The sequence below is a fragment of the Streptomyces sp. NPDC051018 genome (genome assembly GCF_044456085.1).
Lineage (GTDB): Bacteria > Actinomycetota > Actinomycetes > Streptomycetales > Streptomycetaceae > Streptomyces.
In genome coordinates this window covers 63,668-90,144 of record NZ_JBITFN010000021.1, presented here as the reverse complement: position 1 = coordinate 90,144, position 26,477 = coordinate 63,668, and the positions used below count along the sequence as shown (strand labels likewise).

The window sequence follows — 26,477 nt, the reverse complement described above, 5'->3', positions numbered from 1 at the left end:
GCTATCGCCCCGTGGTCGGGGGTCCGTCGGCGGCCTCGTCATGGCGAACACCCGCCTGAACTGCGTGCCCGGCCCGGGGGGCGGCTTCCCTCTCCGTGAGGCTCTCGCCTTCGCTCCCCTCTTCGCGCTCGCCTTCGCTTCCGTCGTCCCCGTCTTCGCTTCCGGCATCACCGCCGGGATCACCGTGAACGGTGTCTTCCCGTGCGTTGTCACCCTCAACGGGATCGCTCTGCGGGATGTCGGCCTGAACGATACGGACGGCCGCCTGGAGAGCCTCCCGCTGCTCCGGAGACATCATGCCGAAGAAGGCGACCAGGGCGGCCGCGGGGTTGTCACTCTTGGACCAGGCTTCGTTCATGAGCGCGGCCGAGTAGGCGGCACGGGTGGAGACGGCCGTATATCGATAGGCGCGGCCCTCGACTTCCCTGCGGACCCAGCCCTTCTGATGGAGATTGTCCATTACCGTCATGACGGTCGTGTACGCGATGGACCGGTCCTGCTGAAGGTCTTCCAGGACTTCCCGGACGGTGACCGGCCGGTTCCATTGCCAGACGCGTGTCATGACGGCGTCTTCGAGATCTCCCAATTGGCGGGGCACATCGTCACCATAGTGGGAGAAGTCGGAATATTCAGTAATGACGGAACAAAAAGGACACATGGCCGACCGGAAGTCAGCCATGCGTCCTGGACGCGCGGGAGTGCTTACGGGCGTCAGTCGCCCTTGACGGTCTGGCGGGCCGCCTCGGCGCGGGCGATCGCGGCGTCCACGAACGCGTCCTCCTTGGCCTTGTTCGGACCACCCTGGCTCTTGACGATCGTCACGATCAGAGTGGTGAAGAAGACGGCCATCACCACGGGAGGCACAAGCGCGGATACGTAGTCCATGGCTGCCAGAGTAGCCAACGGCCATCCCGTGGTCTCCGGCGGGCGGGCCGCCGTACCGCCGATCGCGGTACGGCCCTCAGCCCTGCCTCCCCGGGCCCCGGCCCTCAGTCCCCAGCCGCCGGCCCGTGCCCCGGCGCTCAGCGGCCGGTCCTCAGCCCGCGGCCCGGCGCTCCGGCGGCGGCACGGGTCGGCGGCGCGGCGGGAAGACCTCGGACGGCTTGGGCACCGGCCGCTCACCGGGCGCGGGGGATGCGGGCTCCGGTTTCGGCTGCGGCTTCGGCTTGGGCCGCGGCTCGGGCTTCGGGCGCTCTTCGTCGGCGGCGCGGCCCCCGGGGAGCGCGAGGAGGCGGGTGCGGGGCCCGGGGGTGGTCGCACTCGGCCCCGAGGCCGACGGGCGGCCGGCCAGCCGGGCCCGTACCGAACGCTCCGCGATCACCTCGCAGCGGTCCAGGACCGCCGCGGCGACCGGGTTGCCGCGCAGGGCCCGCAGAGCGGCGAGATCGTCCGGGCAGGGGTCGTAGCCGGCGGCCAGGGCGTCCTGGAGCAGCTCCAGGTAGCCCGCCACCGCGCCGGGGAGCGCGGCGCGGTAGCGGGCGAGATCGGCGAGCAGGAAGGCGCGCAGCCGGCCGGCCTCGCGCACGGCCTCGTCCACGGAATCTGCCAGCCGGAGGCAGTCCTGGACATCCTCGTCGGCGAGGGGGGCGGGCTGAAGGGCAACGGCGAGGGCGCGTCGGAGCACACGCAGCTCGTCTGCGCTGAAGGCCATGCCGCCGCGGGATCCGTATGGCGTGGGCATGTCCCGACGATACGCGCACTCGGACAAAATCGGGCTAATTAGACAATTCCGGGCGGGTCGATACCGGTGACCTGTCCGCCTTCCCGGCACCGGGGACGCGCCCTCCATGCCGGGCCCCGGCTCGGTCCGCCGGAGGGCCGGGGACCGGCCCCGGGGCGCCGGACTGTCCGGGCGGTCGCCCGTCGTCTCCGCGTACGGGCTCCGTGGTCCTGGACGTTCCGGCCCCTGTCCCCGGGCGCCGCACGGGCCGGGGCGGTCGCCAGGGCACGCCCCGGACGGTTCTGCGGTGCTGCGGACCGCACGGTCACCCGGGCGGGTGAGGCCGGACGGTGAAGCACCGGGCGAGTGAGGCCGGACGGCGAAGCACCCGGCAGGTGAAGCCGGACGGCGAGCGGGGACCGTGGCCGCACGCGGGGGATACCGCGACTACATACGGGAGATATTGCGGTCGTAGACCAGACGGAGGCCGATCAGCGTCAGCCACGGCTCGTGCTCGTCGATCTCCGACGCCTCGCCCAGGACCATCGGGGCGAGCCCGCCCGTCGCGATCACCGTCACCTCCTCCGGCTCGTCCGGCGCCAGCTCCCGCTTCATCCGGCGCACCACGCCGTCGACCTGGCCCGCGAAGCCGTAGATGATGCCCGACTGCATCGCCTCGACCGTGTTCTTGCCGATCACACTCCGGGGGCGCGCCAGCTCGATCTTCCGCAGCTGCGCGCCCTTGACGCCGAGCGCCTCGACGGAGATCTCTATCCCCGGCGCGATCACGCCGCCCGTGTACTCACCGCGCGCGCTGACCGCGTCGAAGGTCGTCGCCGTACCGAAGTCGACGACGATCGCCGGACCGCCGTACAGATCGACCGCCGCGACCGCGTTGATGATGCGGTCGGCGCCGACCTCCTTGGGGTTGTCCATGAGGATCGGCACACCGGTCTTGATCCCGGGCTCGACGAGGACCGCCGGGACGTCGCCGTAGTAGCGGCGGGTGACCTCGCGCAGCTCGTGCAGGACGGAGGGGACCGTGGAGCAGATGGCGATGCCGTCGATGCCGTCGCCCAGCTCCATGCCGAGCAGCGGGTGCATACCCATGAGGCCCTGGAGGAGGACGGCCAGTTCGTCCGCGGTACGGCGGGCGTCCGTGGAGATGCGCCAGTGCTCGACGATCTCCTCGCCGTCGAAGAGGCCGAGGACCGTGTGCGTATTGCCGACGTCGATGGTGAGCAGCATCAGGAGTCCGCCTCACGCAGGTCGAGTCCGATGTCGAGGATGCGGGAGGAGTGGGTGAGGGCCCCGACCGCCAGATAGTCGACTCCGGTGTCGGCGTACGCCCGCGCGTTGTCGAGGGTGAGCCGGCCGGAGGACTCGACGACCGCGCGGCCCGCGACGACCGCGACGGCCTCCGCGGTCTCGGCGGGGGTGAAGTTGTCCAGCAGGATCAGGTCGGCGCCCGCGTCGAGCACCTCGCGCACCTGGGGCAGGGTGTCGACCTCGACCTCGACGGGAATGTCGGGGAACGCCTCCCGTACCGCCTTGAAGGCCGCCGCCACACCGCCCGCCGCGATCACATGGTTGTCCTTGACGAGGGCCGCGTCCGAGAGGGACATCCGGTGGTTGACCCCGCCACCGCAGCGGACCGCGTACTTCTCCAGGGCGCGCAGACCGGGCGTGGTCTTGCGGGTGTCGCGGACCCTCGCCTTAGTACCGTCGAGTACGTCCGCCCACGCGCGCGTGGCGGTCGCGATGCCGGAGAGCCGGCACAGGATGTTCAGCGCGCTGCGCTCGCCGGTGAGGAGTTCGCGGGTACCGGTGGTGACGGACAGCAGCTTCTGGCCCGCCTCGACCCGGTCGCCGTCCGCGACATGCCGTTCGACCTCGAACTCCTCGGAGGCGACGACGGAGAGCACGGCCTCGGCGATCTGGAGGCCCGCGACCGTGCCGGCCTCACGGGCGGTGAAGTCCCCGGTGGCGACCGCGTCCGCCGGTACGGTCGCCGCGGAAGTGACGTCCGTACCCCCGTCGAGGTCCTCGCCCAGCGCGAGATGGGCGATGTCCTCGACCTGGACGGGGTCGAGACCCGCCTCGGCGAGCAGCGCGGCGAGCGCGGGGTCGAGGCCGCATTCGTACGCGTCCCCGTCTTCGTACGCACCACCGCAGCCGCAGCCGTCACCGCAGCCGCCGGCGGACTCTGCGGCGGTCCCGGCGGCGGACCCGGCGGACGGTGCTCCGATCTGGATCAGGGGTACGTCCACGGGGCGCGGACGTTCTTCGGGCGTGCTCACGGCTGGGGCTCCCTAGGGGCTGTCGGCGGGAAGGCGGTGCTGTCGGTGCGGTGGAGGACGAGCGAGCGGTCGGGGGCGAGGCGGACCACCAGATGGCGGCCCCACGTCGCGTCGTCGCGGTCGGGGCGGTCCTCGCGCCAGTGGCAGCCCCGGGTCTCCTCACGCTCCAGCGCGGCCGCGGTCAGCACCCGGGCGACACAGAGGAGGTTGGTGGTCTCCCAGGACTCGACACCGGGCTCGGCGGCCTTCTCCCGGCCGCCGCCCGCGGCCGAGCGGTGGATCTCGTGGAGTGCCCGGGCCGCCTCGGTGAGGCTGTCGGCGGAGCGCAGGACGCCCGCGCCGTGCGACATGATCCGCTGGATCCCGGCACGGGCCTCGGGGCGGATCAGCGGCAGTACGGAGGAGGGGGGCGGGGAGGGCGCGGGGGGCGCGGGGGTTCTGGGAGGGGCGGTCGCGGTCCCGGCGGGCTCGGGGGCCCCGGGGGCTGGTGGGGTTCCGGGGGCCAGGGGGGTCCCGGCGGCCGGTGCGGTACCGGTGGCCGGTGCGGCGCCGGGGGCCGGTAGGGCGCCGGAGGCGATGTCGGCCGCGATGCGCTCGGCGAAGACCAGACCCTCCAGCAGGGAGTTCGACGCGAGCCGGTTGGCGCCGTGCACTCCCGTGCAGGCGACCTCCCCGCACGCGTACAGCCCGGGGACCGTGGTGCGGCCGTGCGGATCGGTGCGGACGCCACCGGAGGCGTAGTGCGCCGCGGGCGCGACCGGGACCGGCTCGGTGACCGGGTCGATACCGTGCGCCCGGCAGGCCGCGAGGATCGTCGGGAAGCGCCGCTCCCACATCCGCGCGCCGAAGTGGCGGGCGTCGAGGTACATGTGCTCCGCGTCCTGCTCCCGCATCCGGCGCATGATGGCCTTGGCGACGATGTCGCGGGGCGCCAGCTCCGCCAGCTCGTGCTGCCCGAGCATGAACCGGGTGCCCGAGGCGTCGACGAGATGGGCGCCCTCCCCCCGTACGGCCTCCGAGACCAGCGGCTGCTGGCCCTCCGAGTCCGCGCCGAGGAACAGCACCGTGGGGTGGAACTGGACGAATTCGAGGTCCGAGATCTCCGCGCCGGCGCGCAGCGCGAGCGCGACGCCGTCGCCGGTGGAGACGGCCGGGTTGGTGGTCGCGGAGAAGACCTGGCCCATACCGCCGGTGGCGAGGACGACGGCCGGGGCGTGGACGGCCCCGACGCCGTCGTGCTGGCCTTCGCCCATCACATGGAGGCTGATGCCCGCCGTACGGCCGTCGGTGTCCGTGAGGAGGTCCAGGACCAGGGCGTTCTCGATCGTGCGCAGTCCGGCGTCGCGCACGGCGCCGACGAGGGCCCGGGAGATCTCGACCCCGGTGGCGTCGCCTCCCGCGTGGGCGATACGGCGACGGTGGTGGCCGCCCTCGCGGGTCAGCTCTATCTCGCCGGACGCGGAGGTGTCGAAGTGGGCGCCGGACGCGATCAGCCGCCGTACGGCCCCGGGGCCCTCGGTGACCAGCAGGCGCACGGCCTCCTCGTCGCACAGCCCGGCGCCCGCGACGAGCGTGTCGTCCAGGTGCTGCTCGGGGGTGTCGCCGTCGCCGAGGGCCGCGGCGATGCCGCCCTGGGCCCAGCGGGTGGAACCGTCGTCGAGACGGGCCTTGGTGACGACGACGGTGGAGAGCCCTGCGGCGGCACAGCGCAGGGCGGCGGTCAGGCCCGCGACACCGGAGCCGACCACGACGACATCGGCCGCGATGGACCAGCCCGGCGGCGGGGCGTCCAGGCGTATGCCGGTGGTCTGGGATGCGCCGGTCACGAGGTGGCTCCGAATCTGAGGGGAACGTTGTCGATCAGCCGGGTCGCGCCGACGCGGGCGGCGACCGCGAGGATCGCCTCACCCTGGTGGCCGTCGGGGACCTCGGTGAACGTCTCCGGGTCGACCAGGGCGAGATAGTCCAGAACGAGCGGCGGGGTGGCGCGGGCGGCCTCGTCGAGGACGGCGAGGGCGGCTGCCCGTACGGCATCGGCGCCGGCGCCGGTCTGGGCCGCGGCTCCCGCCTGGGCCACGGCGGCGGCGTCGGCGGCGGCCCGCGCCTCCCCCATCGCGGAGAGCGCTTCGGCGCGGGCGAGGGTGCCCGGGACGGCCTCCGCCCTGGCCAGCAGCGCCTGCTGGGCGGCGAGGCGGTCCTGGGCCGCGAACAGGGCGCGGGACAGCGCGAGGGCGGTGGTCCGCTCGGCGGGAGAGAGGAAGCGGTTACGGCTGGACAGGGCGAGGCCGTCGTCCTCGCGTACGGTCTCCACCCCCGCGATCTCCACCGGCAGATTCAGATCGCGGACCATCCGGCGGATCAGCGCGAGCTGCTGCGCGTCCTTCTGCCCGTACAGCGCGACATCGGGGCGGGTGAGGTGGAGCAGCTTGGCGACGACGGTCAGCATCCCGTCGAAGTGGCCGGGGCGGCTGGCTCCTTCGAGACGCTCGCCCAAGGGGCCCGCGCCGATACGGATCCGGGGCTGCCCGTCCGGGTAGATCTCGTCGGCGGAGGGCGCGAAGACCAGGTCGGCGCCCGCCGCCTCGGCGGCCACGAGATCGGCGTCGAGCGTACGGGGGTAGCGGTCGAGGTCCTCGCCCGCGCCGAACTGGAGCGGGTTGACGAAGACCGTGACGATCACATAGCCCTTGCGGCCGACGCGCTCGCGGGCGGCGCGGATCAGGGTGGTGTGCCCCTCGTGGAGCGCGCCCATGGTCATGACAACGGCGGTACGGCCGGGGACCGAGTCATGGCTGAGGACGTGGTCGAGGTCCTCCAGCGTCCGTACCAGCTCGATCCTGGGTCCGCCGCCGAACGAGAACGACCGGCGTCCGGGAGTCCGGTTCTTCTGGGGGGAGGTGGGTGCGGCCTGGGAAGTGGGTGAGCCGTGGGCGGCGGGTGAGCCTTCGGTGGTGCGAGAAGTGCTGGAGGTAGGAGGGGGGCCGGAGGTACCGGAACCGGGCGCTTCGGGGGTGGCTTCGGTGCCCTCTGCCCCGGAGGCCGGTGTTCCGGGGGGTGTCTCGGGGGTCATCTCTGCTCGCCTTCCGCCAGCACTCCCAGCAGGTCCTCGGCCAGCTCCGGTTTGAGCAGGCCGTGCGCGAGGGCGCGGTCGGCGGTGGTGCGGGCCATCGCGAGATAGCCGGCGACCGTCCCGGGCGCGTGCTTGCGCAGCTCGGCGACATGGGCCGCCACCGTGCCCGCGTCCCCCCGGGCGACGGGTCCGGTGAGAGCCGCGTCCCCCGAGCGCAGGGCATTGTCGAGGGCCGCGCCGAGGAGGGGGCCGAGCATCCGGTCGGGGGCGGCGACCCCCGCCGTACGCAACAGCTCCATCGACTGGGCGACCAGGGTGACCAGGTGGTTCGCGCCGAGGGCGAGAGCCGCGTGGTAGAGCGGACGCGCCTCCTCCGCGATCCACTCGGGCTCCCCGCCCATCTCGATGACCAGTGCCTCGGCGGCGAGCCGCAGCTCCTCGGGCGCGGTCACGCCGAAGGAACAGCCAGCCAGCCGCTGGACGTCCACACTCGTGCCCGTGAAGGTCATCGCCGGGTGCAGCGCGAGCGGGAGCGCGCCCGCGCGCAGGGCGGGGTCGAGCACCCGTGCCCCGTACCGCCCGGAGGTGTGCACCAGCAGCTGTCCCGGGCGGACGGCACCCGTCTCGACGAGCCCCTCGACCAGGGCGGGCAGCGCGTCGTCGGGAACGGTCAGCAGCACGAGATCGGCCCGGGCGAGCACCTCGGCGGGCGGGACCAGCGGAACGTCGGGGAGCAGGGCGGCGGCCCTGCGCACCGACGCGTCGGAGACTCCGGAGACCGCGACGGGGCGGTGCCCGGCGAGCCGGAGCGAGGCGGCGAGCGCCGGTCCGACCCGGCCCGCGCCGACGACGCCGACGGTCAGGCGGGCGGGGCGGTCCCGGGGATCGATCGGCTCACGGGGTGCTGTGGCATTCACGCGGTAGGGCCTTCCGTTCCAGTCCGCGGTGGGTACCGGACGATGTGCCGACATGCTACGCCAGCGCCGCGAAGGCCCCTCCGGCTGTCCACAGGCGAGTTATCCACAGGCGTGGACGGTGCCACCACGACCGGGAATCATCGAGGGAACATGATCGGGAAGTGACGGCGGGGGACCCGGCGAGACCTGATGGGGGACAGCGGATGCACGATGACGAGCTGAGAAGGAGGCGCCGGGCCGCGTGGCGGGCCTCGGACCGGCTGCTCTGGCGGAACACGACCGACCGGCTCCTGGGCGAGCGGCTGGCGGACCTCGCGGCCGACGCGGCGGCCGTTCTCGGTCCGGACGAGCCGACGGATGTGTACGGGAGCGGGGTGGTGGAACAGCTGGAGGAGCGGGTGGCGACGCTGCTCGGCTTCCCCGCGGCCGTGTTCTTCCCGACCGGGACGATGGCTCAGCAGATCGCGCTGCGCTGCTGGGCGGGGCGCACGGGGAGCGCGACGGTGGCGCTGCACCCGCTCGCCCACCCGGAGGTGCACGAGCGGGGCGCGTTCGGCGCGGTGAGCGGGCTGCGCACGGTCCGGGTGACGACGGAGCCCAGGCTGCCGACGGCCGAGGAGATCCGGGACTTCGAGGAACCGTTCGGCTCCCTGATGCTGGAGCTGCCGCTGCGGGACGCGGGGTTCGTCCTGCCGACCTGGGACGAGCTGGTGGCGGTCGTGGGCGCCGCACGCGAGCGGGACGCGGTGGTCCACTTCGACGGGGCGCGGCTGTGGGAGTGCCCGCCCCACTTCGGCCGCCCGCTCCACGAGATCGCGTCCCTCGCCGACAGTGTGTACGTGTCGTTCTACAAGTCGCTGCGCGGGCTGTCCGGCGCGGCGCTCGCGGGCCCCGAGGATCTGATGTCCGAGGCCCGCGCCTGGCGCCACCGGTACGGCGGTCTGGCGTTCCAGCAGTTCCCGGCCGTCCTCTCGGCCCTCCTGGGCCTGGAGCGGGAGCTACCCCGTCTGCCGGTGTACGTGTCCCATGCGAAGGTCGTCGCCTCGGCCCTGCGCGAGGCGTTCGACGAGTCCTCCGCGCCCTGGTCCCGCGTCCATCCCGAGGCCCCCCACACCCACCAGTTCTTCGTCTATCTCGCGTATCCGGCGGATGTGCTGAACCGCGCCTGTCTGCGCCAGTCCGAGGAGTCGGGCGTCACCCTCTTCCGCGACTGGTCCCCGGGGGGCTGCCCGCCGGGCATCTCGGTCACCGAGATCACCGTCGCCACCGAGGCCCTGGACTGGACACCGACCGACGTCCGGCGGGCGGTGGCCGGCTTCCTGGACCATGTGGAGAAGGAGTCACCATGAGGGGAAGGGGCGGCCGGATGACGGAAAGGGGCGGCCGGCGGGCATTTGGATGGAAAGGGCGTCCACTGCCCTCCGGCGGTGGGGGCGGGGCCGGGGCGGAGGGCCCCCAGCAGCCTGAATCCGGGAGGACGGCCACTTCAGCGCCTCCGGCGCCTGAGGAGCGGGGTCCGGGGCGGAGCCCCGCACGCAACCCGGACCGGCAAGGGCCCACACCGGGGGAAGGTCCGCCCCGGCGCTTGAGGAGCGGAGCCCGAGGCACAAGACCCCGGACCAACCACACCCCACAAGGCCCGAGCATCGGGCATCGCGCCCCGCTCACCCGGTCCATGTGCCGGGTATCACGCCGTGGTGCCTCCGCCGCCCGCCCGGACCAGGCCCGTCTCGTACGCCAGGACGACCACCTGCACCCGGTCGCGCAGGCCCAGTTTGGTGAGGATGCGCCCCACATGGGTCTTCACGGTCGCCTCCGACAGGACCAGCCGCCCCGCGATCTCGCCGTTCGACAGGCCCTGCGCCACCAGCAGCATCACTTCACGCTCACGATCGGTGAGCCGCTCCAGCTCCTTGTGCCGCGGCTCGCCCCCGGTGCTCGGCAGCATCGGCGAGAAGCGGTCCAGCAGCCTCCGTGTCGTCGACGGCGCGACCACCGCGTCACCGCTGTGCACCGAACGGATCGCGCCCAGCAGTTCCCCGGGCGGTACGTCCTTGAGCATGAAGCCGCTGGCCCCGGCCTTCAGCCCCGAGAAGGCGTACTCGTCGAGGTCGAAGGTCGTCAGGATCAGCACCTTCGGCGGGTTCGGGGCGGCGCAGATCCGCCGGGTCGCCTCGACGCCGTCCAGCCTCGGCATACGGACATCCATCAGCACCACGTCGACCGCCGTGGACCCCAGGATCTCGATGGCCTCCGCGCCGTCGCCCGCCTCGGCGACGACCTCCATGTCCGGCTGTGCGGCCAGAACCATCCGGAAACCGGTGCGCAACAGCACCTGATCGTCGACGAGCATCACACGGATGGACATGTCAGAGGGTCCTCAATCTGTAGGGGCGGGCGGCCGGGCAACCAGGGGCAGGAGGGGCGAGGGGCAGGGATTCTCGTCGGGCTGAGCGGCTCGGTTCGTCCTGGTTCATTGCCGTTCATGATTCATGGCGGTCGGATGAGGTCGGTCGGTCCGGTCGGCTTCGTCCGGTCGGGTTGGCCGTCTCCAGTCGGGTTGGCTCTTTCCAGACGGTCGGGCAGGTCGGGCGATCGGGGCGGGGCAGACGGTCGGGCGGGGCAGGCGGTCGGGGGCAGGTCAGGCGGGCTTGAGCGGAAGCAGGGCGCTGATCCGGAAGCCGCCGCCGGGCCGGGGCCCGGCGTCCAGCGTGCCGCCGACCATACCGACGCGCTCGCGCATCCCGATGAGCCCGTGCCCCTGCCCGTCCACGCCCCCGTCCTCGTACAGCTCATGCGCCGAGCCCCGGCCGTCGTCCTCGACCAGCAGGCCGAGCCCGTCGTCGAAGTAGACGAGACGGACACTGGCGCCCGCGTCGGGGCCACCGTGCTTACGGGTGTTGGTCAGCGCCTCCTGCACGATGCGGTACGCGGTCAGCTCGACACCGCTCGGCAGCGGCCTCGGCGTCCCCTCGATCTTGAAGTCCACGGTCAGACCCGCCTTGCGCACCTGCTCGACGAGGTCCTCTATCTGCTGCACATCGGGCTGCGGCACATACTCACCGCTCTCCGGAGTGTCCCCGGTCCGCAGCACCCCCAGCAGCCGCCGCATCTCCGCGAGCGCCTGGCGGCCGGTGGTGGAGATGGTCTCCAGAGCCTGTTTGGCCTGGTCGGGGGCGGCGTCGAGGACATAGGCCGCGCCGTCCGCCTGCACCACCATCACCGAGACGTTGTGGGCGACGACATCGTGCAGCTCACGGGCGATCCTGGCGCGCTCGGCGGCGACCGCGACCTTCGACTGCGCCTCGCGCTCTCTCTCCAGCCGGGACGCCCGTTCCTCCAGCTGTTCGAAGTAGGCGCGGCGCGTGCGTATCGAGTCGCCGAGCGTCCAGGCCAGGGCGAAGGGAACGGTCAGGATCACGGAGAAGAAGATCCGGCCCAGGGTGGTCACCCCGGGCTCGGGCCAGCGGATCTGCGCCAGGGTGGCCGCGGTCAGCCCGCCGATGAGCGCCAGCCGGCGTGCCCAGCGGGACGCGGACTGCGCGGCGACGGTGTAGATGATCACCAGCATCGCGAAGTTGCCCGGGTTGACCCGCACATCCAGCAGCAGCTGGGCCAGACCGATCACCGCGGCGACGACCAGCATCCTCTCCGGCATCCGGCGGCGCAGCGCCACGACCAGGCTCAGGCCCACGATCACCGGAACAGCGGCCCACACATGCTCCTCGAACCGGTCGTTCGCCACCCCGAGCGCGGAGAACGCCAGGAGCACGACAGCCCACAAGCTGTCGACACCCGTGGGGTGTCTGCGAAGGAAGTCATAGAGGCGCTGCACGTAACCCAGCGTAGGGAAGGCTGACAGCCGCAGGGGTCAACCGCCAGAGCGATCCGAACAGCGGAGGCGTACTCCGCAAGGTGGAGACTAATGGCCGTGACGGACGACAAGGGAGCGCCGGGGACCTGGCTGAGCTGGCGCGATGCGACCGAGAGGGCGCTCTACGGGCCCGGTGGTTTCTATCTGCGGCCCGAGGGTCCGGCCGGACATTTCCGTACGTCCGTGCACGTCTCGCCCCTGTTCGCCTCGGCGGTCGCCCGGCTGCTGCTGGAGACGGCGCGGGAGCTGGGCGGCGGGGGCCACCGAGCCGACGACAACGAGGAGGACGAGGCGGCGGCGGGGGCGGCGGACGGGTTCGCGTTCGTCGACATGGGCGCGGGGCGGGGTGAGCTGGTCACGGGGGTGCTGGCGGCACTGCCCGAGGACTTTCCGGTACGGGCTTACGCGATCGAGCGCGCCGGGCGGCCCGAGGGCCTGGATCCGCGTATCTCATGGCTGGCCTCGCCGCCGGAGGGAGTCCGGGGGCTCCTCTTCGCGAACGAGTGGCTCGACAATGTGCCGGTCGACATCGCGGAGGCGGACGAGGACGGGGTGCCCCGGCGGGTGCTCGTCCGCCCCGACGGCACGGAGCGTCTCGGTCCGCCCGTGGACGGCGCGGATGCCGAGTGGCTGGCCCGGTGGTGGCCGCTGACCGGGCCCGGCGCCCGCGCGGAGATCGGCCGCCCCCGGGACGAGGCATGGGCGGGTGCGGTGGCGACGCTACGGGCGGGGCGGGCGGTGGCGGTCGACTACGGGCATACGGCGGGGGCCCGGCCGCGCTTCGGGACGGTGACGGGTTTCCGCGACGGCCGCGAGGTCCGGGCGGTGCCGGACGGGAACTGTGACATCACCTCCCATGTCGCGATGGACGCGTGCGCGGGTCCCGGCGCCGTCCTGACGACGCAGCGGGAGGCGCTGCAGGGGCTGGGGGTATCGGCGCAAAGGCCCCCCTTGTCGCTGGCGTCGACCGATCCGGTCGCGTACGTAAGGGCGCTGTCCTCGGCGGGCGAGGCGGCGGAGCTGGTGGGGCGGGGCGGGCTGGGTGAGTTCCTGTGGCTCCAGGAACGCGTGTGATTTTTTCGGGGGCGGATTACGCGGTCCGCCGCGCCGGTCATGCCGGGTGGCCCAGCCCCGCCCTCGGGTCGGTCCTCAAACGCCGGACGGGCTGGAGATGCCCGCCCCACCCCGCCGGACAGGCCGGGGTGCCCCCGCCCCACCCTCGGGTCCGTCCTCAAACGCCGGACAGGCTGGGAATGCCCTCCACCCCGCCGGACACGCCGGGGTGCCCCCGCTCCACCCCACCGGAGGGTCGGAGGTACCCACCCCAAGGCCCCTCGCCAAGAACCGGGCGGGCACGAATCAGCCCCGCCGGCGATTGAGGCGCGGGGTCCGGGGCAGCGCCCCGGCGACCACGGCCCGCATGCCGAACGGGCTGGAGATACCCACCCCAAGACCTCTCCCCAAAAGCCGGGCGGGCACAAAACAGCCCCGCCGGCGATTGAGGCGCGGGGTCCGGGGCAGCGCCCCGCAGGCGACCGCACCGACGACAACGCCGAGCCGACAGGCAACCGCCGCGCCCCCGCGACCACGGCCCGCACCGACGACAACGCCGAGCCGGCAGGCAACCGCCGCGCCCCCGCGACAGCAACCCGCACCGACCACAACGCCGAGCCGACAGGCAACCGCCGCGGGCAAGGCCGGCGCCCCGGCGAAACGGAGGCGCGGGGGATACTGAGGGCATGACGGAGACCACCTTCAGCCTCGGCGGGGCCGCCGAGCAGACCGACATGGTGCTGAACATCGGGCCCCAGCACCCCTCCACCCACGGTGTGCTCCGGCTGCGGCTCGTGCTCGACGGCGAGGTCATCCAGCACGCCGAACCCGTCATCGGCTATATGCACCGCGGCGCCGAGAAGCTCTTCGAGGCCCGCGACTACCGCCAGATCGTGATGCTGGCGAACCGCCACGACTGGCTCTCCGCCTTCTCGAACGAACTCGGCGTCGTCATGGCCGTGGAGCGCATGCTCGGTATGGAGGTCCCCGAGCGCGCGGTCTGGACCCGTACGCTGCTCGCCGAGCTGAACCGGGTGCTCAACCATCTGATGTTCCTCGGCTCGTATCCGCTCGAACTCGGCGGAATCACCCCCGTCTTCCACTCGTTCCGCGAGCGCGAGGAGCTCCAGAGCGTCATGGAGGAGATCTCCGGCGGCCGGATGCACTACATGTTCAACCGGGTCGGCGGGCTGAAGGAGGACCTTCCGGCGGGCTGGCTCGGCCGGGTCCGGAGCGCCGTCGCGGATGTGCGGTCGCGGATGGACGTGTACGACCGGCTGGTGCTCGGGAACGAGATCTTCCGCGGACGGACCCGCGAGGTGGGCGTCCTGTCGGCGGACGCCGTGCACGCGTACGGAGTGAGCGGGCCCATCGCCCGGGCGTCGGGCGTGGACTTCGATCTGCGCCGGGACGAGCCGTATCTGGCGTACGGGGAGCTGGGGGACACGCTCAAGGTCGTCACCCGGACCACGGGCGACTGCCTCGCCCGCTTCGAGGTGCTGCTCGACCAGACGCACAACGCGCTGGAGCTGGCGGACGCCTGTCTGGACCGGATCGCGGAGCTGCCGCCGGGCCCGATCAACCAGCGGCTGCCCAAGGTGCTCAAGGCCCCCGAGGGACACACGTACACCTGGACGGAGAACCCGCTCGGGATCAACGGGTACTACCTGGTCTCCAAGGGCGAGAAGACCCCGTACCGGCTGAAGCTCCGCTCGGCGTCGTACAACAACATCCAGGCGATCACCGAGCTGCTGCCGGGGACCCTGGTCGCCGATATGGTCGCGATCCTGGGATCGCTGTTCTTCGTCGTCGGCGACATCGACAAGTAGCCCGCGCGAGGAGCCGGAACCCCGCCGGGGACGCGGAGCCCGCGGCGGCGGGCGCCGTGGACGCGACGGGCACGCGGGGACCGGGCTGACGGGCGGCCGGTGGACATCGGCGGCCCGTCAGCAGACCGCCGGCCGCCGGTCGGAAGTCGGGGCCGGGAACCGTCAGGAGCTGACCGCGTTCCGCAGCCGGCCCAGGTCGAGCTTCTCCGTCTCGTCGTGCACCGTCAGATCGATGACATCGCTGACGGGCCGGACCGGGGACACACCGTGTGCCGCCTCGGCGTGCTGCTCGGCCAGGGCCTCCTCGCCGACCACATCGGCGAGGTCGGCCGTCTGCGCGGCCTCGATCGCCTTCGGATCGACGGACCGGGACTCGATGGCCCTGGTCTCGGTGGTACGGGTCCCGATCGCCTTGGTCTCGGCCGACTTGGACTCGATGGCCTTCTGCGCGGCCGTGCCCTCCGCCGGGTGCGCGTGGTTCGTACCGAAGAAGTCGAATCCGCCTTCGGGGCGGCGCTTGACGGGCCGGCGGCGCGGTCCGTACGGAACGATCGCGGCGGCGCCGGGGGCGGCACGCCTGGCGGGGACGGGGGCCGTGGCGCGGGTGTGCTGCTCCTCGCCGGTGTCCGCCAGGTGCTCACCCCGGGGATCGCCGCCCTCCGTAGCGGTCTCGGCGGCGGACTCCGTGGCACCGGCCGGGCGGGCCGCGGGGGCCCCGGCGGCCCGTGCGTCCCTGGCGTCCTTGGTGCGCTCGGCGATGTCCCGGTCGCGGGCCTCCTCCAGAGTGGCCTTGGCCTTCTGCGCGGCGGCGTTGCGCGAGAGGTCGTCCAGGGCCTTGGAGGCGCGGAGATAGGTGGCACGGTCGGCCGCCGAGGCGGACCCGGGCAGTTCCTGGGGCGCCGCGGCCTCCATCGCGAGCCTGCGGCGGCCTTCGAGGGCGTCCGCGCGCTCGGTCTCGGCGTTCGCGTAGCGGCGCAGGAGTTCGGCGTGCTCACCGCGGAGCGCGGCCAGTTCGACCCTCTTGGAACGGAGCTTGGCGTCGAGCCGGGCGCGCAGCGCACGCGACTCCTCGATGTCCGATTCCAGTTCGGCTATACGCTCCTCGGCCTGCCAGGCGTCACTGGCACGGCCCCGGGTGAGGTCGGCGACCTTGCGCCCGGCGGAGCGGTCCCAACTGCGCATCAGGACGGCGCCGCTGACAGCCGCGGCGGCTGCGGCGGCGGTCAGGGTTCGGAGCAGGGCCGGTTCCGAGAGAAACCACGCGCCGGCGGCACTCAGTACCGACGCTCCTGCGACCGCCGAAGGCGGCAGGAGCCTGTGCAGGGGAGGGGAATGGCGGTGGCGTCCACGGGGCATGGCCCGAAATTTACCGTGCGCCGAGACCGAATGGGATGCCGGGTCGGCAAATAACGTTCAAGTAAGTCTTGAAGTATGCCGCCGAGAACGCCCGATCCCCCCTTCACGTTTCCTTCACGGCACTTCGGGGCGATACCCGAGGGATACCCGGGGCCTCGGAGGCCCCGGGGTCGCCCGTGAACTACTTCTTCAGAAGGCCCTTGGACTCCAGATACTCCTTCGCCGCGTCCTCGGGCTTGGTGCGCTCCGCGTCCACCTTGCGGTTCAACTCCGCGAGATCTTCCGTGGTCAGCGCCTTGGTGATCTTGTCCAGGGCCTCCGCAATCCCGGCGTCTCCCGCGTCCTTGGCATTGACGACGGGCAGGACATTGTCCGCGTTCTGGAGCTTCTTGTCGTCCTCCAGGAAGACCAGACCGTCCATCACGGCATCCGTGGTGGTGGTCAGAACCAGTTGGTCCACACCGTCCCTGACGGCCTGCTTGGACTGCGGTGTACCGACGCCCTTGGGGTCGACACCGGTGACATCAATGCCGTACGTCTTCTTCAGCCCCGGCGCGCAGAACGGCCGAACTTCGCACTCGTCCCCCGCCGCGATCTTGACCTTCAGCTTGGACTTACCAAGATCGGAAAGGGTCTTGAGGTTGTTCTTCCCGGCGAATTCCCGGCTCACCGCGAACGCGTTCTGGTCCACGGCACCGCCCGCGGGCAGCACCTTCAGTCCGCGCGGCTCGGCGAGCGCGGTGAGCGCGGTGACGGTGGCGGTCACATCGCTGGAGGCGACGGGCTTCTCGTCGGGCGCCTTCGGCCCGTTCGCCTTCGCGTTGAGGAATTCGGCGAGCGTCGCCGCGTATTCCGGGACGACATCGATCTCGCCCTTCTCCAGGGACGGTTCGTACAGCTCGCGGTTCTTCACCGTCGTCACCGATGTCTTATATCCGGCGTCGGCGAGGATCTGCGCGTACAGCTCGGCGAGGACCTTGGACTCGGTGAAGGAGGCGGAACCGACGACGAGTGAGCCCTTTCCGCCCGAACCACCGCCCGATCCTGATCCGTTCTCCGTTTTCTCCAGGCTGTCCCCGCCGCCGCACGCGGCGAGGGAACCCGCGAGGGTCACCACGGCCAGTACCGCTCCCGCGATACGAGAGGACCTGTTCATCACGTTCTCCGTTCAGAGCTTCACGACATCAGTGGGTCGATGTGTCGGTGGGTTCGGGACTCCGGGACTACTTCGGCACTCCGGAGCTTGGGAGCTTGGGACCTTCGGAAGGCGGCCCGGCTCAGGGGCAGACGGCCGCCGGAGCCGGCAGGGAGCCGGAGACCGGCCGGGCAGGGGCAGACGGGGAGCCGGGGCCGGCGAGGCTGCGCTTCACGCGTTCAGGGATCCACGGTTCAGGGCTTCACCGGTTCCGGCGACCGGCGGACCCTCGCGGTCCGGGTCCGGCCCTTCCCCCGGCGGCGGCGCGGGTCGATCAGCCGGTCGGCCGCCACCAGCACCCCCTCCACCAGCAGCGCCAGCAGCGCCACGAGCAGCGCGCCCGCCACGACCTGCGGGGTGTTGTACGTGTTGAACCCGGCGGTGATGATCCGGCCCAGGCCGCCCTGCCCCACCATGGACGCGATGGTGGTCGTGGCGACCACCTGCACGGCGGCCGAGCGCAGCCCGGTCATCAGCAGCGGATACGCCAGCGGCAGCTCGACCCGCAGGAAGACCTGTCCGCCCGACATCCCCATCCCCCGGGCCGCCTCCACCACCGCGCGGTCGACCTCGCGCATCCCGACGTATGCATTGGTCAGCAGCGGGGGCACGGAGAACAGCACCAGGGCGATGATCGTCGGCGCGTAACCGGCGCTTCTGAGAGGGGTGAGCATAAAGAGCGCGAGCACCGCGAAGACGGGGATCGCGCGGCCCGCGTTGGAGATGTTGACCGCGAGCGCGCCTCCCCTGCCCAGATGACCGAGCCAGAGCGCGATCGGCAGGGCGATCGCGCAGGCCAGCACCAGGGCCACCCCGCTGACATAGACATGCTCGCCGAGCCGGTGCCAGGCACCGCTCTCCCCCGACCAGTTGGAGCCCGTGGTCAGCCAGGTCCAGGCATCGGCCACCACTCCCATCAGACCGCCCCCCTGACAGCGCGCGCCCCCGTGGCCCCGGGTATTCGGGTCCAGGGCGTCAGCAGCCGCTGGATGCCCAGCAGCAGCAGATCGGCGACGGCCGCCAGCAGCACACAGAGCACGGACGCCGTCAGCACCTGTGCCTTAAACGTGGTCTGCACCCCGTCGTCGATGAGATTGCCCAGGCCGCCCTTGCCGACCAGGGCGCCGACCGTCGTCAGCGCGATCGTCGAGACCGTGGCCATGCGCAGCCCCGCCATCAGCGCGGGCAGCGCCAGCGGCAGTTCGACCTCCCACAGCAGCCTCCCGGAGCCGTACCCCATACCGCGGGCGGCTTCCCGCGCGTCCTCGGGCACCGCGTCGAGACCGGCCAGGATGTTCCGTACGAGAATGGTGAGCGAGTACAGCACGAGGCCGGTCACCACGAGGGCCGCCGAGAGCCCGAAGACGGGCAGCAGCAGCGAGAACATCGCCAGCGACGGAATCGTGTAGAGCAGGGTCGTCAGCCCGAGGACCGGGCCGGCGAAGGCGGGCCTCGCGCGGGCGAGCAGCGCCAGCGGGAACGCCACGGCGAGACCGATCAGGACCGAGGCCACGGTGATCCAGACATGCTGGACCGTGGCATCGGTCAACTCCTGACTCCGGCTGCGCAGATACTCCCCGCAGATCCAGTCGTTGGCCGCCAGACAGCTCTGCGCGGCCGCTCGCGCACTCATGCTCCCCCACCTCCCCACCCCTGCCCGGGCCATGCCGAACACAGGCCGAACACTTGTCTGGCGACCCTAACCCCGGCCACTGACAATCGCCGAGGAGCGACACATTCCGGCAACATTGCCTTCACACAACACCCGCCACAATGGGGAACCATGATCCGTTTCGAGCACGTCACCAAGCGCTATCCGGACGGCACGACGGCCGTCGATGATCTGTCGTTCGAGGTGGGCGAGGGCGAACTGGTCACGCTCGTCGGGCCGTCCGGCTGCGGGAAGACGACCACCATGAAGATGGTCAACCGGCTGATCGAGCCCAGTGACGGCCGGATATTCCTGGACGGTGAGGACATATCCACCGTCGATCCGGTCCGGCTGCGCCGCCGTATCGGCTATGTCATCCAGCAGGTCGGCCTCTTCCCCCACAAGACGGTGCTGGAGAACACCGCGACCGTCCCCCATCTCCTCGGCTGGCAGCGCGGAAAGGCCCGTGAGCGCGCCGCCGAACTCCTCGATCTGGTCGGACTGGACCCCGCGACCTACGGCGACCGCTACCCCGAACAGCTCTCCGGCGGGCAGCGGCAGCGCGTCGGCGTCGCCCGGGCGCTCGCGGCCGACCCGCCCGTCCTGCTGATGGACGAGCCCTTCGGCGCGGTGGACCCGGTGGTGCGCGAGCACCTCCAGAACGAATTCCTCAAGCTCCAGTCCCAGGTGCGCAAGACCGTGCTCTTCGTCACGCACGACATCGAGGAGGCCGTACGCCTCGGGGACCGTATCGCCGTCTACGGACAGGGCCGGATCGAGCAGTTCGACGCGCCGGCCGCCGTGCTCGGCGCCCCCGCGACGCCGTATGTCGCGGACTTCGTCGGTGCCGACCGCGGCCTCAAGCGGCTCTCCGTGACCCCCATCGAGGAGAGCGACCTCGATCAGCCGCCCGTCGTCCGGCTCGACGACCGGCTGCCCCGGGAACTCGGCGCGCGCTGGGCGGTCGTCCTGGACGGCGACGGCGATCTGCACGGCTGGCTCTCCGCGGAGCACGCGCGCGTGCCCGGTTCCGTACGGGAGCACGCGCGCCGGATGGACGCCTGGCTCCCGCTCGGTGCCTCCCTCAAGCAGGCGTTCTCCACGATGCTCCAGCACGACGCGGGGTGGATCGCGGTGATCGACAAGGAGGAGACGGGCCGCTTCCTCGGGGTGCTGACCCCGGCGAGGCTGCACGAGGCACTGCGGCGCTCGATCGACGCGGACGCCCAGGACATTCCCCGGACGGAGGTCGACCTGGAGTCGATCGCGAGTGCGGGCGCCGGGGAATCCCCGGGAGCGGCGGACGCCGTCCCCGGCACCGCGAAGAGCTGAGCCGGGCGGGGGCGGCGGAAGGACCGGTTCGGCGGGCGCATGGCTTCCGGGCCGCCCGCGGACAACCGCCTGCCCGGGGCGCGTTGCCCTACGGGTGCGCCCGGCTGCCCGGGAGGCGTGCCTGTACGGGTACGCCCACCCTGCCTGGCCTTCCCCTCCACCCGGCTGCCCGGTCCGGGCCGCCCGCCCAGTCCAACCTGTCTGCCCGGTCCGGCCCGCCTGCCCGCCGGAAAGCCAGGCCACCCCCGTACAAGCGCAGCCGGCCGTCGGTGGCCGCACTCCCGGGCCGGTACCGGGCGATGCCCGGGACGGCCGCGGCCCCGCCCCCTGAGCCCGCCCCCGGACACAACCGCAAGCCCCCGTCCGTGACTTTTACGTGAAGAAGAGTGAACCGGGCCCCGGGAACATCCGTCCTAGAGGTCGCACATATTCCGGAGCCGGTCGACCGACGGCATACGAGCCACCCACTCTCTCTCGCGGAATCACGGGATGCGATGCCTACAACAGCAGATGGGGACAAATCACGATTTTCCATGAACCAGATACGCCGGATCGTGGAGCGAACCGGACAGCCGGGGCGGAACACCGCGCCCATCGGACGATTGCTGCGGATGCCGCACGGGCCCCGGCTCGGGTCCGTTCCCTCCCTGGTCGCCACGGCCTGCGGGCTCGTCGGCCTCACCGGCGTCGTCGCGGGTGTCGTCCCGCGCTTCCGGCCCGGCCGTGCCCAGGCGCTCGCCGACGTACTGCCGGGCGGGACCGGCCCGGTCGCCGCCGCGCTCTCGCTGAGCGTCGGTGTGCTTCTGCTGCTGCTCGCCCACGGCCTCAGACACCGTAAACGCCGGGCCTGGCGGGCGGCCGTGATGCTGCTGCCCGCCGGGGCGGTCGCGCAGTTCGTCCACCGGAACTCGCTCGTCGGCGCGGTGGTCTCGCTACTTGTCATGGTCCTGCTATTGCGGTACCGCGGGCAGTTCGCCGCCCTGCCCGACCCACGCGGCCGCTGGAAGGCACTCGCCCATTTCGTCCTCATGGGAGCGGGTTCGATCGGCCTCGGCCTGGTCGTCGTCAGCGTCCACGCGGACGGCGGAACCGGCAGCCCGAGCCTCATCGACCGGCTGGAGCACACCCTTTCGGGGCTCGTCGCCGTCCCGGGCCCCGTCGGCTACGGCGGCGACGGGGCCCGGACCGTCGCGTACTCCCTCGGCGCGCTCGGTCTGCTGACCGCGCTCACCACCCTCCGTCTCGCGCTGCGGCCCGAGCGTTCGGCCGTACGGCTCAGCGAGGACGACGCGCGCAGGCTGCGCGTTCTGCTCGCCCGGCACGGCGGCCGTGACACCCTCGGCCACTGCGCACAGCGCCGGGACATGGGCGTGGTCTTCTCGCCCAGCGGAAAGGCGGCGATCCGCTACCGGGTCGTCTCCGGGGTGATGCTCGCCGACGGCGACCCCATCGGCGACATCGAGGCATGGCCCGGGGCGATCGAACGCTTCATGGACGTGGCCGAGGCGCACTCCCGGACCCCGGCGGTGACGGGCTGCTCCGAGACCGGCGCCGAGGTCTGGACCCGCGAGACCGGCCTCGACGCACTGGGACCGGGCGACGAGGCGGTGGTGGACGCCGTGGATTTCCCGCCCGGCGGGCGCGCGATGCGGAACGTACGGCGGACGGTGACGCGCACTGAGCGCGACGGGGACACCGCACGCGTACGGCGCGCCCGCGATCTCACCGGGCGGAAGCCGGCCCGGATCCGCCGCACTGCCGGAGACCGGCACGGCGCGGCGGACCGGCGCAGCACCGGCACCGCGCTCCTCCGGGCCATATGACCTGCCGCCCGGCCGGCCCGGGGCGCCCGACCGGGCCAGACCGCCCTCCCGGCCCGGCGCACGAGCGGAAGGCGTGCGGCGGGGTGGGCCCGGCCCGGGTCGTACCGGATCGGGCCGTGTGGAATCCCGTTCCGGGACGCATCCCGCCGGGTCCGCGACGCCCGGCTCGCCCCTGGGCCCGGCGGCCCGGGAGGTGCCCTCGTCTCCGGCCATGGGGCCCGGGAGGTATCCGCGCCGGAGACCCGGGCCACGTACTCGGGCCACCCGATCAGTACGCCCCGTACGAGAGCGATTCTCCGCCCGGCGACCGCACGTACCGGACACCTGGGCCCCCGCCCTCCGGGCGGACGGCGCCGCGCCCGCGACACGCCCTAGGCTGGGCGTATGAGTACGTTGCCTGGGTTGCCCGAGTGGGACCGCTGCGCGGTCATGGGCGTCGTGAACGTGACGCCGGACTCGTTCTCCGACGGCGGCCGCTGGTTCGACACCACCGCCGCCGTCAAACACGGCCTCGCCCTCGTCGCCGACGGCGCCGACCTCATCGACGTCGGCGGTGAGTCCACCAGGCCCGGCGCCAGCCGGGTCGACGAGGAGGAGGAACTGCGCCGGGTCCTCCCGGTCGTCCGGGGCCTCGCCTCCGAGGGCGTCACCGTCTCCGTCGACACCATGCGGGCCGTCGTCGCGGACCGGGCCGTCGCGGCCGGAGCCGTACTCGTCAACGACGTCAGCGGCGGACTCGCCGATCCCGCCATGGTCCCGGCCGTCGCCTCCGCGGGCGTCCCGTTCGTCGTCATGCACTGGCGCGGCTTCAGCGAGAACATGAACAGCCGGGCCGTGTACGAGGACGTCGTCGCCGAGGTCGTCGCGGAGCTGCGCGACCGTATGGACGCGGTCGTCGGCGGCGGGATCGCCCCCGAACGCATCGTGCTCGACCCCGGTCTCGGCTTCGCCAAGGACGCGGGCCACGATCTCGCGCTCGTCGCCCATGTCCGTGACTTCCACACGCTGGGCCGCCCGCTTCTGGTCGCCGCCTCCCGTAAACGCTTTCTCGGGCACGTACTGGCGAAGAACGGCACCCCGCCCCGGGCCAGGGAGCGGGACGCCGCCACCGCCGCGGTCTCCGCGATCGCGGCGCACGAGGGCGCGTGGGCCGTCCGGGTCCACGAGGTACGGGCCACGGCCGACGCCGTACGGGTCGCACGCGCCGTCGAGGCCGCCCGGTGAGCCGTACCGACGTCGAACTGGTCGAAGAGGCCAACACCACCTTCTACGAGACCGTGGAGCGCGGGGACTTCGAGGCCCTCTCCGATCTCTGGATGGACGACGAGATCTCCTGCGTGCACCCCGGCTGGCCGGTGCTCTCCGGGCGCGGTGAGGTGCTGCGCTCATACGCGCTGATCATGGCGAACACGGAGTACATCCAGTTCTTCCTGACCGATGTGAAGGTGAGCCTGTCCGGGGACACCGCGCTGGTGACCTGCACGGAGAACATCCTGAGCGGGGGCCCGGCGGAGCAGTCCGGGGAGCTGGGGCCGCTGGTGGGGCAGCTCGTGGTCGCCACGAATGTGTTCCGGCGCACCCAGGAGGGCTGGCGGATCTGGTCGCACCACGGCTCGCCCGTGCTGGCGGAGGGCGACGACGAGGAGGAGGGCCCGGAGGACGCGTCCGCCTCGTAGGCTCCTGTGCCTTCGGTCCAGCTCCCGGCTCCTGACCCGCTCCGGATCCCGCCGGGCACCTCGGCCGGATCCCGCCCGGATCCAGCCCGGCCTTTCCGGCCTGATAGGGGCGGCGGGCGGACCCTGCTTTACGGACCGGGGCGATCTCCCGCCGACCGGCCCGCCGGAGGTCCGGCCTTCCAGGTCGTCCCGGTCTCCGGGTCGTCCCCACCTCCCGGGAGACGGCCGTGTCCGTCGCGGGCGCCGGTGCCGGGCGGGCGGTGGCGGGCCCCGGGCGTACGGGCCGGGCGGCCCCTCCTGGCCCACGGCCCGGTACGGGATTCCGGCCCGTCTTCGGCCGTGCCCACGGGACGGCTGTCCGGCACCCGGGCCGCCGCCACACCCACCCGTGGGCACGGGGTGTCAGTGCCCGCAGGTAGATTCGAAGAGGGCACAGGAGCCGCCGCCGCGCGGTCGCTCGCCCTTCCGACCTACGACAGCAGGAGTGATTCGCGTGGATCGTGTCGCGCTGCGCGGCCTCAAGGCCCGCGGGCACCATGGCGTCTTCCCCCGGGAGCGCGAGGAGGGTCAGACCTTCATCGTGGATCTGGTGCTCGGTCTCGACACCCGGCCCGCCGCGGCGGACGACGACCTGGCGAAGACCGTGCACTACGGCATCGTGGCGGAGGAGGTCGTCGCGGTCGTCGAGGGCGAGCCCGTCGATCTGATCGAGACGCTGGCGGAGCGGATCGCCCGGCAGTGCCTGAAGCATGACGGCGTCGAGGAGGTCGAGGTGGTCGTGCACAAGCCGGACGCGCCGATCACCGTGCCGTTCGACGATGTGACCGTGACGATCACCCGGAGCCGTGTATGAGCGACCCCACAGTGCAGCCCGTACCCGCGTCCGTGGTGGAGCAGGTGGACGCGGCGGACAGCACGCTCTCCGATCCGCGGCGGGCCGTGATCTCCCTCGGGTCGAACCTGGGCAACCGGCTGGAGACGCTCCAGGGCGCGATCGACGCACTGGAGGACACACCCGGGCTCCGGGTGAAGGCGGTGTCGCCGGTGTACGAGACGGAGCCGTGGGGCGTGGACCCCGGCTCCCAGCCGTCGTACTTCAACGCGGTGGTCGTGGTGAAGACCACGCTGCCCCCCGAATCCCTGCTGGAGCGCGGACAGGCGATCGAGGAGGCGTTCGACCGGGTGCGCCAGGAGCGCTGGGCGCCGCGGACGATCGACGTCGACATCGTGGCGTACGCGGACGAGGTCTCGGACGATCCCTCGCTCACGCTGCCGCACCCCCGGGCCCATGAGCGTGCGTTCGTGCTCGCGCCCTGGCACGACATAGAGCCGGAGGCGCAGCTCCCGGGCCGGGGGCCGGTCGCCCGGCTGCTGGACGGGGTCGGACAGGAGGGCGTGTTCGCCCGGGCCGATCTGGAACTCCGGCTGCCGGAGTAGTCGTTAGGCTCAGACGACAGCGAACTCATCGACGGACCCCACCGGACTCCATCGGACTCCATCGGGCGCCGTCGCCGTCGCGAGAAGAAGCAGCCGTCACGGGAAGAAGCAGGGGAAGGACGTGTGCTCTCGGTGAAGCAGCTACGGCTCGGAGTGCTGGCCGCTCTCTTCGCCGGGGCGGGGGTGCTGTCGTGGGCGGGCGCCCGTCTGTGGGAGTCCTTCGGGACGCTGCCCAGTGTGCCGCTGGCCGCGCCGATCGTGCTCGCCGTGATCGCGGCGATCCTGACGGCGACGGCGCTGTCCCTGCGCTCCCGGCTGAAGGCGCAGCGGGAGCGGCGGCCCGGGGCCAAGGGCGTGGAGCCGCTGATGGCCGCCCGCGCGGTGGTCTTCGGCCAGGCGAGCGCGCTGGTGGCGGCGCTGGTGGGCGGTATGTACGGCGGTACGGGGGTGTATCTGCTGGGCTCCCTGGACATCCCGGCCCGCCGTGACCAGGCGATCTACGCGGGCTTCTCCGTTCTGGCGGGGATCGCGGTCATCGCCGCGGCGCTGTTCCTCGAACGCGTCTGCAAGCTCCCCGAGGACGGCGACGAGGGCAACGGCTCCTCAGGCGCGGGCCGCGCCCACGCCTAGGACGCTTATTGTGGATCACTCCGGCGGGCGGGACGATGGTGGCCATGGTCTCTGACGAAGCACCCGCCAGTCCCGGGATTCACGCCGTGTGCGATCTCATCTCGTGCCCGTGCTGCTTCCAGCTCACGTTGGAGGAGCGGGCAAACTTCGAGATCTGTCCGGAGTGCGGCTGGGAGGACGACGGGCAGGACGATGCGGATGCTCACATCGTGCGGGGTGGTCCCAACGGGCGGCTGAGCTTGGCACAGGCCCGGTTGGACTACCTGGAAGAAGCGGCCGAGGAACTCGATGAGTCCATGACACGCGGCGGTGAGGGACTGTGGTTGTCGGAAGCGAGGCGCCTGGTTCCGGACATGGCTGATTCGGACGGCCTCCAGTGGCGCTAGTTCTCGTTGTCAGATCATGCCGTTGACTGATGTGCAATGGGCACGGATCGAACCTCTGCTTCCGGACCGGACGCCGAAACGGGGTGGCCGGTGGAGGGAGCATCGCCAGGTGTCGACGCGATCGCCTATGAGTTCCAGACCGGGATCCAGCGGGTCTACCTGCCGGAGAAGTACGGTAACTGGCGGGGCGTCTACAACCCGCCTCCAACGCGCAGCAGAGACCGGGCCCTGACCCCGGGATTCCGTGGCGGCGTCGCCCGCCGGGCTGCCCGCGGTACTCGTGCTCTC

The 26,477-nt window shown here is 72.2% G+C and carries 24 protein-coding genes and 1 pseudogene; 11 read left to right on the top strand and 14 right to left on the bottom strand.

Annotated elements, in window-relative coordinates; genetic code table 11:
- Position 1: 1 nt before the first annotated feature.
- The 8 genes from ACIBCM_RS28805 to ACIBCM_RS28770 form a co-directional block, all read right to left on the bottom strand.
- Positions 2–562, bottom strand: coding sequence for a BlaI/MecI/CopY family transcriptional regulator (locus tag ACIBCM_RS28805; protein WP_399248251.1), 561 nt, complete (start codon positions 560–562; stop codon positions 2–4).
- A 149-nt stretch (positions 563–711) separates the two neighbouring features.
- Positions 712–885, bottom strand: coding sequence for a hypothetical protein (locus ACIBCM_RS28800; protein ID WP_399248191.1), 174 nt, complete (start codon positions 883–885; stop codon positions 712–714).
- Positions 886–1,036: 151 nt separating this feature from the next.
- Complete coding sequence (locus tag ACIBCM_RS28795) at positions 1,037–1,651, bottom strand: hypothetical protein (RefSeq protein WP_399248249.1); 615 nt, start codon at positions 1,649–1,651, stop codon at positions 1,037–1,039.
- Between the two features lie 456 nt (positions 1,652–2,107).
- Positions 2,108–2,908, bottom strand: a complete 801-nt coding sequence (locus tag ACIBCM_RS28790) for a type III pantothenate kinase (RefSeq protein WP_399248189.1) — start codon at positions 2,906–2,908, stop codon at positions 2,108–2,110.
- Positions 2,908–3,960, bottom strand: coding sequence for a carboxylating nicotinate-nucleotide diphosphorylase (gene nadC / locus ACIBCM_RS28785; protein ID WP_399248187.1), 1,053 nt, complete (start codon positions 3,958–3,960; stop codon positions 2,908–2,910). Before nadC ends, ACIBCM_RS28790 begins: the two co-directional genes overlap by 1 nt.
- Entirely contained in the window at positions 3,957–5,786 is a 1,830-nt protein-coding gene (locus tag ACIBCM_RS28780) for an L-aspartate oxidase (RefSeq protein WP_399248185.1), read from the bottom strand. The genes nadC and ACIBCM_RS28780 overlap by 4 nt, the downstream gene beginning before the upstream one ends.
- Positions 5,783–7,030: a pantoate--beta-alanine ligase gene (gene panC, locus ACIBCM_RS28775; RefSeq protein ID WP_399248183.1), complete on the bottom strand. Its 1,248-nt coding sequence runs from the start codon at positions 7,028–7,030 to the stop codon at positions 5,783–5,785. The genes ACIBCM_RS28780 and panC overlap by 4 nt, the downstream gene beginning before the upstream one ends.
- Entirely contained in the window at positions 7,027–7,947 is a 921-nt protein-coding gene (locus ACIBCM_RS28770) for a Rossmann-like and DUF2520 domain-containing protein (protein ID WP_399248181.1), read from the bottom strand. Before ACIBCM_RS28770 ends, panC begins: the two co-directional genes overlap by 4 nt.
- A 203-nt stretch (positions 7,948–8,150) precedes the next feature.
- Between ACIBCM_RS28770 and ACIBCM_RS28765 the strand changes: the two genes are divergently transcribed.
- A complete protein-coding gene (locus ACIBCM_RS28765; RefSeq protein WP_399248179.1) occupies positions 8,151–9,296 on the top strand; it encodes a threonine aldolase family protein in 1,146 nt (381 codons plus the stop codon).
- A gap of 338 nt (positions 9,297–9,634) precedes the next feature.
- On the opposite strand, the gene ACIBCM_RS28760 is transcribed toward ACIBCM_RS28765, so the two are convergent.
- Together ACIBCM_RS28760 and ACIBCM_RS28755 are read right to left on the bottom strand one after the other, a co-directional pair.
- Positions 9,635–10,315: a response regulator gene (locus tag ACIBCM_RS28760; protein WP_399248177.1), complete on the bottom strand. Its 681-nt coding sequence runs from the start codon at positions 10,313–10,315 to the stop codon at positions 9,635–9,637.
- A 273-nt stretch (positions 10,316–10,588) separates the two neighbouring features.
- Positions 10,589–11,782, bottom strand: a complete 1,194-nt coding sequence (locus tag ACIBCM_RS28755; protein WP_399248175.1) for a sensor histidine kinase — start codon at positions 11,780–11,782, stop codon at positions 10,589–10,591.
- A 96-nt stretch (positions 11,783–11,878) separates the two neighbouring features.
- Between ACIBCM_RS28755 and ACIBCM_RS28750 the strand changes: the two genes are divergently transcribed.
- Together ACIBCM_RS28750 and ACIBCM_RS28745 are read left to right on the top strand one after the other, a co-directional pair.
- Entirely contained in the window at positions 11,879–12,895 is a 1,017-nt protein-coding gene (locus ACIBCM_RS28750; protein ID WP_399248173.1) for an SAM-dependent methyltransferase, read from the top strand.
- Between the two features lie 665 nt (positions 12,896–13,560).
- A complete protein-coding gene (locus tag ACIBCM_RS28745; protein ID WP_399248171.1) occupies positions 13,561–14,703 on the top strand; it encodes an NADH-quinone oxidoreductase subunit D in 1,143 nt (380 codons plus the stop codon).
- Between the two features lie 162 nt (positions 14,704–14,865).
- Here the strand turns inward: ACIBCM_RS28745 and ACIBCM_RS28740 are convergent, their stop codons facing one another.
- From ACIBCM_RS28740 to ACIBCM_RS28725, 4 genes are all read right to left on the bottom strand, one after another.
- Positions 14,866–16,059 (bottom strand): hypothetical protein, encoded by a 1,194-nt coding sequence (locus tag ACIBCM_RS28740; RefSeq protein WP_399248169.1) that lies wholly within the window; start codon positions 16,057–16,059, stop codon positions 14,866–14,868.
- Between the two features lie 181 nt (positions 16,060–16,240).
- Positions 16,241–17,215: an ABC transporter substrate-binding protein gene (locus ACIBCM_RS28735; protein ID WP_399248167.1), complete on the bottom strand. Its 975-nt coding sequence runs from the start codon at positions 17,213–17,215 to the stop codon at positions 16,241–16,243.
- Positions 17,216–17,448: 233 nt separating this feature from the next.
- Positions 17,449–18,171 (bottom strand): ABC transporter permease, encoded by a 723-nt coding sequence (locus ACIBCM_RS28730; RefSeq protein ID WP_399248165.1) that lies wholly within the window; start codon positions 18,169–18,171, stop codon positions 17,449–17,451.
- On the bottom strand, positions 18,171–18,887 hold the full coding sequence (locus tag ACIBCM_RS28725; RefSeq protein WP_399248163.1) for an ABC transporter permease: 717 nt from the start codon (positions 18,885–18,887) through the stop codon (positions 18,171–18,173). Before ACIBCM_RS28725 ends, ACIBCM_RS28730 begins: the two co-directional genes overlap by 1 nt.
- 150 nt (positions 18,888–19,037) lie before the next feature.
- On the opposite strand from ACIBCM_RS28725, the gene ACIBCM_RS28720 reads away from it, so the two are divergent.
- The 8 genes and pseudogenes from ACIBCM_RS28720 to ACIBCM_RS28685 all read left to right on the top strand — a co-directional run bounded on the left by ACIBCM_RS28720 (position 19,038) and on the right by ACIBCM_RS28685 (position 26,189).
- A complete protein-coding gene (locus tag ACIBCM_RS28720; RefSeq protein WP_399248161.1) occupies positions 19,038–20,237 on the top strand; it encodes an ABC transporter ATP-binding protein in 1,200 nt (399 codons plus the stop codon).
- Positions 20,238–20,731: 494 nt separating this feature from the next.
- A pseudogene (locus tag ACIBCM_RS28715) lies at positions 20,732–22,051 on the top strand (phosphatidylglycerol lysyltransferase domain-containing protein); the annotation flags it as partial.
- A gap of 393 nt (positions 22,052–22,444) precedes the next feature.
- Positions 22,445–23,284, top strand: coding sequence for a dihydropteroate synthase (gene folP / locus ACIBCM_RS28710; protein ID WP_399248159.1), 840 nt, complete (start codon positions 22,445–22,447; stop codon positions 23,282–23,284).
- Positions 23,281–23,736, top strand: coding sequence for a nuclear transport factor 2 family protein (locus ACIBCM_RS28705; protein ID WP_399248157.1), 456 nt, complete (start codon positions 23,281–23,283; stop codon positions 23,734–23,736). The genes folP and ACIBCM_RS28705 overlap by 4 nt, the downstream gene beginning before the upstream one ends.
- Before the next feature lie 493 nt (positions 23,737–24,229).
- Positions 24,230–24,589 carry a dihydroneopterin aldolase gene (gene folB, locus ACIBCM_RS28700; RefSeq protein ID WP_399248155.1) on the top strand — a complete coding sequence of 120 codons (360 nt, stop codon included), beginning with the start codon at positions 24,230–24,232 and terminating at the stop codon, positions 24,587–24,589.
- The gene (gene folK / locus ACIBCM_RS28695) at positions 24,586–25,173 is read left to right on the top strand and encodes a 2-amino-4-hydroxy-6-hydroxymethyldihydropteridine diphosphokinase (RefSeq protein WP_399248153.1); all 588 of its coding nucleotides are present in this window, start codon (positions 24,586–24,588) and stop codon (positions 25,171–25,173) included. The genes folB and folK overlap by 4 nt, the downstream gene beginning before the upstream one ends.
- Before the next feature lie 132 nt (positions 25,174–25,305).
- Positions 25,306–25,803: a DUF3180 domain-containing protein gene (locus tag ACIBCM_RS28690; protein ID WP_399248151.1), complete on the top strand. Its 498-nt coding sequence runs from the start codon at positions 25,306–25,308 to the stop codon at positions 25,801–25,803.
- Positions 25,804–25,847: 44 nt separating this feature from the next.
- Positions 25,848–26,189: a CPCC family cysteine-rich protein gene (locus tag ACIBCM_RS28685; RefSeq protein WP_399248149.1), complete on the top strand. Its 342-nt coding sequence runs from the start codon at positions 25,848–25,850 to the stop codon at positions 26,187–26,189.
- Positions 26,190–26,477 lie beyond the last annotated feature (288 nt).